Below are 11,138 nucleotides of genomic sequence, written 5' to 3'. Positions count from 1 at the left end.
CTGTTCCCGCCGTTTATTCGTTTTAGGTGGTAGGAGACAACTAATGTCCCACTCTCCTCTTTTTTTCTTTTGTCATATAAAAAAAATTTATCATAACTACCTCTTTTGACTATAGTCGCGAGTGAATCCTATACTTCGTATGTATTAAAACTTAGGAGGAATCACTCATGCTAACAGGGTTAAACTTATTAAATAATCCATTTTTAAATAAAGGAACTGCTTTTACAAAAGAAGAACGTAAAAAATACGGGATTGCCGGAATGCTTCCTAGCACAGTCCAAACATTAGAACAACAATCTGTGCAAGCATATGGCCAATACCTAAGCAAACAAACTGATTTGGAAAAACGTATTTTCTTAATGAACTTATTCAATACAAACCGTACACTTTTCTATAAATTGATGGGGCAACATTTAGTAGAATTTATGCCGGTAGTATATGATCCAGTGGTCGCAGATGCCATCGAACAATACAATGAAATTTTCTTAAAACCACAAGATGCTGCATTTCTTTCGATCGATGAACCAGAATTGATCAAAGAAAGCTTGAAAAATGCCGCAGCTGGTCGTGATATTCGTTTGATCGTTGTTACAGATGCAGAAGGAATCCTTGGTATGGGTGACTGGGGCGTCAATGGTGTTGACATCGCAATCGGAAAATTAATGGTTTATACCGCAGCTGCTGGTATCAATCCAGCGCAAGTATTACCTGTATCGATCGATGCTGGTACCAACAATGAAGAGTTATTGAATAATCCGTTATATCTAGGAAACAAACATGCGCGTGTCGAAGGTGATTCTTACTATGAATTCATCGACCAATTCGTTTCATCCGCTACAGAGCTGTTTCCTGAATTATTGTTACACTGGGAAGACTTTGGTCGTGGCAATGCCGCAACGATCTTAGAAAAATATGAAGACAAAATCACGACATTCAATGATGACATCCAAGGAACAGGGATCGTCGTACTAGCTGGTGTACTTGGCGGATTGAATATTTCTGGTGAAGCCTTAAAAGATCAAACAATCCTAACATTTGGAGCTGGAACAGCTGGAGTCGGTATCGCTAATATCTTATTAGATGAAATGATTCGTCAAGGTGTGCCAGAAGAAGAAGCACGCAAACACTTCTATCAAGTGGATAAACAAGGTTTATTATTTGAAGATACTGAAGGCTTGACTCCTGGACAAATTCCTTTTGCACGTAAACGTTCAGAATTTGCTAATAGTGAAGAATTGACTAATTTAGAAGCAGTTGTCAAAGCAATCCACCCAACGATCATGATCGGTACATCTACTCAACCAGGAGCATTCACAGAAGAAATTGTCAAAGAAATGGCAAGTCATACACCACGACCAATCATCATGCCTTTGTCTAACCCAACAAAACTGGCAGAAGCAAAAGCAAAAGATTTGATTGAATGGACAGATGGAAAAGCATTAGTCGGAACAGGTATCCCTGCGGATGATGTGGAGTACAATGGCGTGACTTATCAAATCGGACAAGCAAATAATGCATTGATGTATCCAGGATTAGGACTTGGTTTGATTGCTTCAACAGCTACTCGTGTGAATGCTGAGATCATCTCACAAGCAAGTCGTGCATTAGGTGGGATCGTTGATGTTACAAAACCAGGGGCAGCTATTTTACCACCAGTTGCAAGAATCACTGAATTCTCACAAACGATTGCTGAAACAGTGGCTCAATCAGTCGTCGATCAACAATTGAACCGTGAAGAAATCACTGACATCAAAGCAGCTGTCGAAGCAGCCAAATGGGTACCCGAATATCAAGATCTAGAAGCGTAACCAGCTCACCACGCTAATTACTCTTTCACAACTATTTGGTACTCGATCACCTTTGAACAGATAGAAATTTGAACTAAAAAAAACGCATGACAAACATCAGATCCTTGGATCCTTCAGGCTTGGAGAAATAGGAAAACCAACTATTTTTCAATGAATCGATCCAAGGGGTGTTTTCTGCCGTTAAAAATTGGAGTTGATTGAGGAACAGAATGACTGTTTTCCAGTTAATTCGCAACTCCTCTTACGTTAATCAAAGAAAGGATCTGTAAGAATGTTACATCAAGAACAAACGACTTCTACAGTCGAAAAGGCAAAAAAAGAGGGGTTTTGGGAAACAAAAATCAGCGGTGTTAGCTTACCTATTTATTTGATCATGGTTCTCGTCCTCATCGTTGCAATGGCATTAGGAAAATTACCAACAAATATGATTGGCCCAATCGCTATCCTCGTCATTTTTGGGAATCTTTTCCATTTTATCGGTACAAAAATCCCAATCGTCAAAAGTTATTTAGGTGGTGGCTCTGTTTTTGCGATCTTCGCTTCCGCAGCTATCGCAACCTTTGGCATTTTACCTGATTATGTCGTGAAATCAACTGAAAACTTTGTCAACAACATGGGCTTTTTAGACTTTTATATCGCTGCTTTGATTACCGGAAGTATTCTAGGAATGAACCGTAAATTATTGATGAAAGCTTCCGTTCGTTTTATCCCTGTTGCACTTATTTCTATGGTTGTCTCATTTTTTGCGGTTGGACTAGTGGGAATGTTGATTGGTAATGGCTTCGCTAATTCCGTATTATACATCTCTTTACCTGCTATGGCTGGTGGTGTAGGTGCTGGTGCTGTTCCACTATCAACTATTTACGCAAACGTCTTAGGAACAGACGCTTCTGCTATTATTTCACGTTTGATCCCTGCAACCGCAATGACAAATGTCCTTGCCATTATCGGTGCTGCTTTAGTGGCTCGTGCTGGACAATCCATGCCAAAATTGAATGGTAATGGGAAACTGATGGAAAAAGGGGATCTAGGCGACGGCAAACCACGCAATGTGAAACCTTCTATCCCTCAATTAGGTGTTGGTTTGATGGTTTCGATCACCTTCTTTATTCTTGGCCAAATCGGTAATTACTTTGTACCGAAAGTTCATGCGTATGCTTTTATGATCATTATCGTAGTCATTTGTAAAATCACCAATATTCTTCCTGAATATTATGAAGATGCAGCGATCATGTTCAATAACTTGATTGTTAAAAACTTAACAGCAGCTGTTTTAGCAGGTATCGGGATTGCCTTATTGAACTTGAATGTTTTAGCCTCTGCTTTAACATGGCAATTCGTCGTACTTTGCTTGACCAGTGTCATCGTCATCTCTCTTGTATCTGCTTTTGTCGGTCGTCTATTCGGACTTTATCCGATCGAATCAACGATCACAGCAGGACTATGTAACAATTCAATGGGTGGTACAGGAAATGTTGCCGTCTTATCCGCAGCAAACCGCATGGAATTGATTGCTTTTGCTCAAATGGGCAATCGTTTAGGCGGAGCGATCGTCTTGATCATTTCAGGATTTTTGATGCAACTATTTTCTTAACTCGAATGAATGTAAAAAAACTTCTCGATTCTTATTCGAGAAGTTTTTTTGTACGATGATATTCATGATTCCTTTAGAAATTGTTTTTGCCATTTTGTTGAATGATAGCCGATACGTTCATAAAAACGATGTGCCTCGTTGCGATGTTCGCCAGAGTTTAGTCGAACTCCAAAATAGCCACGTTCTTTCCCTTGTTTCTCGACACTCTCCATCAATCGTCTGCCAATTCCTTGATGTTGGGCTTTTGAAGAAACCGCTAATGCTAAAATATTGAACAACGTTGGACTTAACAATGTTTCATACTTTTGGGCATGGACATATCCTAATACTTTCTTCGTCCCTTCTTCCTCATAAACATCGACGACATAGATCTCTGGTTGTGCCAATATGTATTTTAATTGCTTCGTCGTTTCCGAAAGTGGTATCTCATACCCTAATTCTTCCTTATTTAGCTTGTTTATGGTTTCTGCATCCTCCACACGAGCAGTTCTTATCATTTTGCTCTTCCTTTCTTCTCTAAGGTTATGTACTAAGACAAAGATAGTATGGTTTTTTCTATGGAAATAAACCTTAGTCAATTTCTTGATCAAAAGAATGATAAAAAAAGAGAAACCTTGGTATGACAAGGTTTCTCCACTGTTTAAATACTATTCTTCTTCTTCAGCCATGAATGTATTGAAGACCTCTTCGATCATATCCCATTCAGCATCTGTTTCGATTTGTTCTAATTCGCCTTCTGTGCCGTCTTCGTTTTCAACGTAGGCATAGGCTTGTAATTCTACATCTTCATCTTCCGGTACGCCGGCTGGATAAAGCAATACGTAGTTACGACCAAATTTTTCTTGTCCATCAACTGTTAACAAGATCTCGTATAATGTTTCATTTCCTTGATCATCGACCAATGTGATATGTTCATGTCCTTCATGATCATGTGTATGATTGTGTTCTGCCATTAGAACCCCTCTTTTCATTTTTTAAAATAGTTGTTTTCCCGAACCATCTAAATAGTTTTGTAAAATCATCACCGCAGCAAGCTTGTCGATGACTTTTTTTCTTTTTGCTCTTGACGTATTCGCTTGTTCGACCAACATACGTTCTGCTTGTACGGTAGTCAGTCGTTCGTCTTGATACTCGACTGGTAGAGAAAACATTTCTTTGATCTTTTCTCCGTAAGCCATTGAGCTTTCTGCTCTAGGACCGATTGAATTATTCATGTTTTTCGGCAAGCCTACAACAAAACGATCTACTTCGTACTGCTTGACCAGTTCTGCCAGTCGCTCAAATCCAAATTCTTCTTTATCTTCATCGATACGAATGATTTCAACGCCTTGTGCAGTCCAGCCAAAAGGATCGCTCACAGCAACGCCGACTGTTTTTGAGCCGACATCCAAGCCCATCACTCTCATAGATTCACTCCATGATTTGAGAGATAGTCTTTGACGATCACTTCCATGATTTCATCGCGTTCATGACGACGGATCAGATTCCTTGCATCACGATAACGAGGAATGTAGGCCGGGTCTCCAGAAAGCAAGTAGCCCACAATCTGGTTGATTGGATTGTAGCCTTTTTCTTCTAAAGCCCGATAAACGATCGCTAATGTTTCGCTGACTTCTTTTTTACGACTATCATCAAAACCAAAACGTACGGTTTCATCTGTAAAACCCATGATTCTACACCTCTTTCCGCAGGGTAGTCAAATTACCCTCTACACCCTTTATTTTACTCGAAATGTGGTAAAACTACAAATAAATATTCCAACTTCGCCGGAAATATAAAAATAATAATGATTTCTTATTTGATTGTATCGATTCCAACATTTATGAGTACACTTTCTTACAGTATACGTGATATTTAATTAAAAATAAGTCTTTTCTCTGTTTTTTCAAAAAATTCACAAAATATTCAAATAATGAACGCACATAGATCATGCTTTCTTTGCTTGACCCGTTTGGTAGTTGATCGTATAACCGTCTTGGACATTATAGATAAACACATTGAACGAGATTTGGTTATCTTCAATACTTTGGGCTTCTAACTGAACACCTCGTGCTACTAATTCATCCCCTTCAAAATGTGGCGTTACGCGATAGCGAACATGATGATTGGTTTCTTTGATGTATGCTGCAATATCGTTTTCATGTGCAAGCATATAAGGGGTATTCAACGAACGAGTACCAGTCATCAAATTTTTAATGTTATTATTTTGACCAGTTAACTGAAAACCTATCAAGTGGCTACGATTGTAAAGCCACTGTCCGTCACTCAATTTCTTTTGCTTCCACCCTGTTGGATCGATATAAAGAGACTCACGCTTCTCCTTTGGGAACATATTTTTTCCTAACATAGCATTTGCTTGACCCACACGATTCAAGCGATCGATATCGGAATAACTTTCCCACGTTCCTTTTTCTAAGCTCAGTTCTTCTTTTGTAAAGGTCGGCTTATTTTGATTGATGTCGATTTCTTGGTGCGTGCCGTCATATTCAGGAACATTCGCCACTTGTGAGACTTGAGGTTTTGAATCGAATAAACCTGTTAGCTGTTGAATGAGATCAGAGTCTTTTTGCGTCGTTGAAATCCCTAGTGCACCAGCTAAAAGAGCAACTGCGACTCCTATGATTGTTTTGGTTGTTTTTTTGTTCATGTATCTACTCCTTTATTCAGTCGAACTCCATAAATCTTAACATACGTTCCCCTTTTTTAAAATAAAGAAGTGTTTAAATTCTTTCAACATTTCTTTCTTCAAAAATTATATACGCACGTTACGTCGATTTCCAAAAATAAACAACCTAAAATTCCACGTGAAAGGAAATCTAGGTTGTTACTAAAACTTCATCACTCTATTCAATTGATCTTCTTATCTATTCTATCACCAAGTGAATACTTTTTTCGATAGGGCAATTAGGCACTCAACATCTATTCTTATTTCAAGTTTCTTTTACAAAACTTGCTCTGTTCATTGCCTGTTCAATCATCTCGACTGTTGCTTGTGGGTCTTCTACTCCAATGATGAGACGATTGAATTCTTCATCTTTTAGTGTGATAACAACTGCGTTTTCTTTTCTTTTGAGGTCATAAAATACCTTGTTTGAATCTTGGACGAATGTTCCGGCAAAATAATAACCATAGGCATCAACACCCATTCTTTTTTCGCCAAATTTCGGTGTATCTTCCCATACATCGGCATCCACAGTTGCGCCTAATACATTGGATAATGGTGTGGATATTTCATTTTTCAATGCCCACAGTTTTCGTACGCCCTCCATACTGATGATCAATTGATCATTTTGGATTTCAACTTTAGCCATTTTCTACTTCCCCCTGTCCGTAAGATTCGCTCGACGCATGATTCGATCGGCAATGATCGTTTCAATCGAACCCTCGTTTTTCTGTTCCAAAGCGGCGATTACCTTCTGTGCGACCTTTTTTACTTCGTTATCATCTGCCGTACGTTCTAATAATGCGATGATCAACAAATCAATCAATAGTCCATTATCAGTCACTTCATATTCCGCTATATAGTTAAAGCAAGTCGTAAATAAACCAGCTTTACTATAATAAGCAGAGTATAAACTTCCTCGAAGCAAGCCAGTCGCTTTTACCAATTGACTGATTGACGTCCCTGCATACCCATTTTTGGCAAATACTTTAGCCGATTCTAATAAAACTTTCTCTTCATTAAATTCTCTCGTTCTTCCCATAACTTGATTATGCCATATTGTTGAACGATTGGTCAATAATTAACTAAAAAGCTTGATTTATCTTAACTGTTGACTTAACACTTGTATCTCTTCTGCATTGCCCACACTTGGCTCTTCTTTTCCCTTTCACTGCTTATTTTTGAGATTCAAGTTTTCTTTTTATACGTTTTCCAATTTGTTTGTAGTAAAATAAATACAAGAAAACAACTATTGGAGAAAATGCCATGCCAGAAAGAGATTTAGATTTATTGCTTAATACCTGTTTATTGGCGGGAAAAATAATGACGGAAAGTAACGCAGAGATGTACCGAGTAGAAGATACGATGAGTCGGATCGCTTCTGCTTCTGGAAATTATCGCTTAGTTAGCTATGTGACTCAAACAGGACTATTTATCGGATTTGATCGAACTTCGACGATCCGCATGGAACAAATCACCAATCGGACGATCAATTTAGAAAGAGTAGTCAAGGTCAATAACCTTTCAAGAAAATATGTTGCCGATGAATTGACTTTGGAAGAACTATATAGCGCATTACAAGAAGTCGAGAAAGACCGACGGATGTTCCCAGTATGGCTACAAATCATCAGCGCTGCTATCATTAGTGGAACGATCATGATTTTATTTGGTGGCGAATTGAAAGATTTACCAATCACATTGTCGATTGGGGGAGTAGGCTATATTGTTTATCTTTGCAGTTTGCGTTTTTTTAGAATCAAGTTTTTAGCTGAATTCCTTTCCTCTTTGATAATCGGCATTGCCGCTATTTTAAGCGTACGCTTAGGAATCGGTCTCAATCAAGATTTGATCATCATTGGTTGTGTCATGCCATTGGTACCTGGTGTTCAAATCACCAACGCAATTCGCGATCTATTAGCGGGGCACTATGTTTCCGGTGTTTCTCGTGGAGCAGAGGCGATGATGACTGCGGCGATGATTGGTTTTGCGATCGCCTTTATCTTTCAAATCTTCTACTAAGAAAGGACTTTATCCATGTGGCATGTATTGATTCAATTTTCTTTTAGCTTCTTAGCGACCGCAGCCTTTGCGATCATTACTAATGTGCCAAGGAAAGCCTTAATTTGGTGTGGTTTAGCTGGTGCTGTAGGTTGGATGATCTATTGGCTGTGTCTGGTTATGGGAGGCGGAGCAGCGTTAGGCTCATTATTAGGTTCATTAGGTGTTGCGTTTGCTAGTGATCTTTTTTCTAAACAATTAAAAATGCCCGTCACGATTTTCAACATTCCTGGCATGGTACCGTTGGTTCCTGGTGGACTAGCCTATCAGGCTGTGCGCAGTTTAGTGACAGGTGCTTATCAAGATGCGGCATTTTTTACGGTTCAAGCGATCATGATCGCTGGAGCGATTGCCTTAGGTTTAGTGATATCGGAAGTCTTCAACCACAATATCCGTAGTTTTAAACTGAAACGTGAAGCGATTGTATTGAAGAGAAGAAAGAAAAAATGAGTGTTTCTCGTTTTGTCCTTTTTTGAACAGAGTAAAACATACGGTGAGATTCTTGCAACCTATAGTCAAAAAGTGATAAGAGATGAAATTCTTGCGAGTTTCGTCTCTTATCACTTTTTATGTTGTTTATATTACTACAACTTTGTTTCGTTCATTTAAAATGCCCGATACACATATTGATTTTCTGGGGCAGTGATTTTTTCTGCTTTCGTCACTACGACTGAAGGAACCTCTCGCTTGAAGGGTTGATAAAAATCGGTTTGGATCGTCCCTTCAACTTTGTACCAGTCATCATTTTTCACAGTCATTTCTTCTGGCAGATGCGTCAACAATCCAAAGACCCCAGAATCGGCAACACAGTGGATGATCCCAAATCGAAAGAGAAAAGTATCTGTAGCCTTATCATTTTTCGACTGATAGATAAAGCCTTCATAAGAGACTTTTTTACCAATGAATTCGCTTGGATAGTTGTAGATCAATTCCATGACTCTAAATAATTATCGTCTGTGATCGCAATCGTTTGTTCATCTTCGTATTTATCTTTTAACTCATTCATTTGATCTTGATAGTCGGATTTATTGAAATAAATACTCGTATCTGGTTTCAAATATTGCGTTTGCACTTGTGGATCACCGACAGATTCTTTGCTTAGTGGAAAGTTGAACCCTTTCGCTTCCACGATCGTTGTGTTTAAACTAACTGTCGGAAACAGTGTGCCTACAACGATCGGCAAGGCTAATAAGAGATAAGCAATCCATCGCTGATAGGGTTTTGATAATCCGTGATCATGAGAATCATGGGACTCATGCGTTTCTTTTTTCCCATCTGCTTTTACCCAAAGATATAACTGAACTAAGGCTAGTAAGGCAGATAAGACCATGGATAATACTGCCAAATAACGATAATGGACATTGATGTATTGATCTAAGCGCCCTGAGACTTGAAGATACATCATCATTTCAAAATAACCAGATAAAATCAAAAATCGCAGCATGTTTCTCCTCCTAAATAAATAGTGTAAAGCCGATAACACTTAAGGCGATCAGCCCGATCAATGAAACGATGAAGCGTGTGTTGAAGTAACGTTTCATCATCAATAGGTTTTTGATATCCACCATTGGTCCAAAAACTAAGAAAGCGACAACTGGTGCCGTTCCAAAAAGACTTAATAAAGAGGAACCAATAAACGCATCCGCTTCAGAACAAAGAGACATCGTGAATGCCAATACTAGCATGACCAAAATGGCTAATAGCTTTGTCGAACCTAACGTCAGCATCACTCTCGTAGGTAAATAGGTTTGCATACCTGCAGCAATCAAACCACCAATGATCAAATAGCGACCTGTATCGAAGAACTCATCAATCGAATGAGTCAACACATGTAAGACTTGATGTCCCCATTTATGTGGAGCGACCATTTCCTCTTCCTCATGTGTATGGGAAACAGGCTCAACCATCGCTGAATCAAAGGAAGTCTTCAAGATTGTTCCTTTTTGGATATAGGCCAACCAGACACCTACGATCAATGCGACAATAAAACTTCCCAACATACGTAGACCCGCCATTTTCCAAGTATTGCCAAATGCAATAAAAGTTGAAAAGATCACGACTGGATTAATGATCGGCGCAGTGAGCATAAAAGCAAATGCTGTGTGGACAGGAACCCCTTTTTTTACAAACTGATGAACGATTGGAACGATCCCACATTCACATGAGGGAAAGAAAAATCCTAGAATAGAGCCAACAATAATCGATAAAAAACGATTTTTAGGTAGCCATCGCTTCACACGTTCGGGGGTCAAAAATACTTGTAAAGCGCCTGAGATGATACATCCCAATAAAACAAACGGCAAGGCTTCGATAACGATCGATAAAAAAATCGTTCCCATCTGCAATACCGAATTTGGAATAAACGAAAACATATAATTTCTCCTTGTCATTTGAACTTCATTCGCCCATCAATATACGCTTTTCTTCATCAAATTACAAGAAAGCTTAAATTTTTTTCAGAAGTTTAAGAAATCAAAAAAGCTTTTTTATTGACATCTTCGGCGGATGGACTTATTTTTAGCTCAGCCAAGAAGATTCATGTCAATAATAAGATAGCCATTTCCTATTTTTCTATCTGAATACGGCAGAAATTTTTTTACCATCGAACAAATAATGTGCCAGAAGTAACCTTAAGGAGTTATCCCAATGAAAGAAAGCAATGATTTACCTGAAGTCTTAAAGACTATCCAAGAAGAACCAACTGTCGTTGTTGCGATTTCTACACCCAATTGTAGTGTCTGTCATGCCGTTGTACCAAAACTAGAACAATTATTGACTCATTACTCTTTTCCAGCGTATCATTTAGATGCCTTCGAGATGCCGGAAGTAGCTAGCACATTCCAAGCATTGACTGCACCAGTTATCTTGCTCTTTCATTTCGGAAAAGAAGTCGAGCGACAAGCCCGCTTTATTCAGTTTGAACAACTGACAAAGCGCTTGGATCAATTAAATGAATCTAGCAATCAAGTCAGCTACGATACTTTATTCGATCAATAAAAAAGAAGTACCAGTCATT

Annotated in this window: 13 protein-coding genes and 1 pseudogene; 5 read left to right on the top strand and 9 right to left on the bottom strand. The window is 38.8% G+C overall.

The features are described from left to right. Positions 1-167 precede the first annotated feature (167 nt). Positions 168-1,808 carry a malolactic enzyme gene (locus tag CUS89_RS15595; protein ID WP_104872778.1) on the top strand — a complete coding sequence of 547 codons (1,641 nt, stop codon included), beginning with the start codon at positions 168-170 and terminating at the stop codon, positions 1,806-1,808. Positions 1,809-2,079: 271 nt separating this feature from the next. Next, complete coding sequence (locus tag CUS89_RS15590; protein ID WP_104872777.1) at positions 2,080-3,402, top strand: 2-hydroxycarboxylate transporter family protein; 1,323 nt, start codon at positions 2,080-2,082, stop codon at positions 3,400-3,402. Positions 3,403-3,464: 62 nt separating this feature from the next. On the opposite strand, the gene CUS89_RS15585 is transcribed toward CUS89_RS15590, so the two are convergent. From CUS89_RS15585 to CUS89_RS15555, 7 genes are all read right to left on the bottom strand, one after another. Further along, positions 3,465-3,899, bottom strand: a complete 435-nt coding sequence (locus CUS89_RS15585; RefSeq protein ID WP_104872776.1) for a GNAT family N-acetyltransferase — start codon at positions 3,897-3,899, stop codon at positions 3,465-3,467. Positions 3,900-4,049: 150 nt separating this feature from the next. Next, a complete protein-coding gene (locus CUS89_RS15580; protein WP_104872775.1) occupies positions 4,050-4,355 on the bottom strand; it encodes a DUF1292 domain-containing protein in 306 nt (101 codons plus the stop codon). Positions 4,356-4,376: 21 nt separating this feature from the next. Further along, the gene (ruvX, locus tag CUS89_RS15575) at positions 4,377-4,808 is read right to left on the bottom strand and encodes a Holliday junction resolvase RuvX (protein ID WP_104776112.1); all 432 of its coding nucleotides are present in this window, start codon (positions 4,806-4,808) and stop codon (positions 4,377-4,379) included. Further along, complete coding sequence (locus tag CUS89_RS15570; protein ID WP_002290885.1) at positions 4,805-5,071, bottom strand: IreB family regulatory phosphoprotein; 267 nt, start codon at positions 5,069-5,071, stop codon at positions 4,805-4,807. The genes ruvX and CUS89_RS15570 overlap by 4 nt, the downstream gene beginning before the upstream one ends. Positions 5,072-5,329: 258 nt before the next feature. Then, entirely contained in the window at positions 5,330-6,049 is a 720-nt protein-coding gene (locus CUS89_RS15565) for a DNA/RNA non-specific endonuclease (protein ID WP_104872774.1), read from the bottom strand. Positions 6,050-6,332: 283 nt separating this feature from the next. Next, positions 6,333-6,713 (bottom strand): hypothetical protein, encoded by a 381-nt coding sequence (locus CUS89_RS15560; protein ID WP_104872773.1) that lies wholly within the window; start codon positions 6,711-6,713, stop codon positions 6,333-6,335. A 3-nt stretch (positions 6,714-6,716) separates the two neighbouring features. Continuing rightward, positions 6,717-7,106: a TetR/AcrR family transcriptional regulator gene (locus tag CUS89_RS15555; RefSeq protein WP_104872772.1), complete on the bottom strand. Its 390-nt coding sequence runs from the start codon at positions 7,104-7,106 to the stop codon at positions 6,717-6,719. Positions 7,107-7,330: 224 nt separating this feature from the next. On the opposite strand from CUS89_RS15555, the gene CUS89_RS15550 reads away from it, so the two are divergent. Together CUS89_RS15550 and CUS89_RS15545 are read left to right on the top strand one after the other, a co-directional pair. Beyond that, entirely contained in the window at positions 7,331-8,083 is a 753-nt protein-coding gene (locus tag CUS89_RS15550; protein WP_104872771.1) for a threonine/serine exporter family protein, read from the top strand. Between the two features lie 15 nt (positions 8,084-8,098). Further along, the gene (locus CUS89_RS15545) at positions 8,099-8,572 is read left to right on the top strand and encodes a threonine/serine exporter family protein (protein ID WP_104872770.1); all 474 of its coding nucleotides are present in this window, start codon (positions 8,099-8,101) and stop codon (positions 8,570-8,572) included. A gap of 155 nt (positions 8,573-8,727) precedes the next feature. Here CUS89_RS15545 and CUS89_RS15540 read toward each other — a convergent pair. Next, positions 8,728-9,566, bottom strand: a pseudogene (locus CUS89_RS15540) (TIGR03943 family putative permease subunit). A 10-nt stretch (positions 9,567-9,576) separates the two neighbouring features. Continuing rightward, the gene (locus CUS89_RS15535) at positions 9,577-10,494 is read right to left on the bottom strand and encodes a permease (RefSeq protein WP_104872769.1); all 918 of its coding nucleotides are present in this window, start codon (positions 10,492-10,494) and stop codon (positions 9,577-9,579) included. A gap of 274 nt (positions 10,495-10,768) precedes the next feature. Here CUS89_RS15535 and CUS89_RS15530 point away from each other — a divergent pair, with 274 nt between their 5' ends. Continuing rightward, complete coding sequence (locus CUS89_RS15530) at positions 10,769-11,119, top strand: thioredoxin family protein (RefSeq protein ID WP_104872768.1); 351 nt, start codon at positions 10,769-10,771, stop codon at positions 11,117-11,119. The last annotated feature ends 19 nt before the right edge of the window (positions 11,120-11,138 follow it).

This window comes from Enterococcus mundtii (genome assembly GCF_002947535.1).
Classification (GTDB): Bacteria; Bacillota; Bacilli; order Lactobacillales; family Enterococcaceae; genus Enterococcus_B; species Enterococcus_B mundtii_B.
Note: the sequence above shows the minus strand (reverse complement) of the source record. Positions and strands in the feature narration are given on the sequence as shown.

Excerpts from the sequence above, each read along its gene's own strand:
- CUS89_RS15545 (WP_104872770.1), top strand. The coding sequence starts at position 8,099 with ATGTGGCATGTATTGATTCAATTTTCTTTTAGCTTCTTAGCGACCGCA.
- ruvX (WP_104776112.1), bottom strand. The coding sequence starts at position 4,808 with ATGAGAGTGATGGGCTTGGATGTCGGCTCAAAAACAGTCGGCGTTGCT.
- CUS89_RS15580 (WP_104872775.1), bottom strand. The coding sequence starts at position 4,355 with ATGGCAGAACACAATCATACACATGATCATGAAGGACATGAACATATC.
- CUS89_RS15565 (WP_104872774.1), bottom strand. The coding sequence starts at position 6,049 with ATGAACAAAAAAACAACCAAAACAATCATAGGAGTCGCAGTTGCTCTT.
- CUS89_RS15555 (WP_104872772.1), bottom strand. The coding sequence starts at position 7,106 with ATGGGAAGAACGAGAGAATTTAATGAAGAGAAAGTTTTATTAGAATCG.
- CUS89_RS15530 (WP_104872768.1), top strand. The coding sequence starts at position 10,769 with ATGAAAGAAAGCAATGATTTACCTGAAGTCTTAAAGACTATCCAAGAA.
- CUS89_RS15560 (WP_104872773.1), bottom strand. The coding sequence starts at position 6,713 with ATGGCTAAAGTTGAAATCCAAAATGATCAATTGATCATCAGTATGGAG.
- CUS89_RS15585 (WP_104872776.1), bottom strand. The coding sequence starts at position 3,899 with ATGATAAGAACTGCTCGTGTGGAGGATGCAGAAACCATAAACAAGCTA.
- CUS89_RS15570 (WP_002290885.1), bottom strand. The coding sequence starts at position 5,071 with ATGGGTTTTACAGATGAAACCGTACGTTTTGGTTTTGATGATAGTCGT.
- CUS89_RS15590 (WP_104872777.1), top strand. The coding sequence starts at position 2,080 with ATGTTACATCAAGAACAAACGACTTCTACAGTCGAAAAGGCAAAAAAA.
- CUS89_RS15535 (WP_104872769.1), bottom strand. The coding sequence starts at position 10,494 with ATGTTTTCGTTTATTCCAAATTCGGTATTGCAGATGGGAACGATTTTT.
- CUS89_RS15550 (WP_104872771.1), top strand. The coding sequence starts at position 7,331 with ATGCCAGAAAGAGATTTAGATTTATTGCTTAATACCTGTTTATTGGCG.
- CUS89_RS15595 (WP_104872778.1), top strand. The coding sequence starts at position 168 with ATGCTAACAGGGTTAAACTTATTAAATAATCCATTTTTAAATAAAGGA.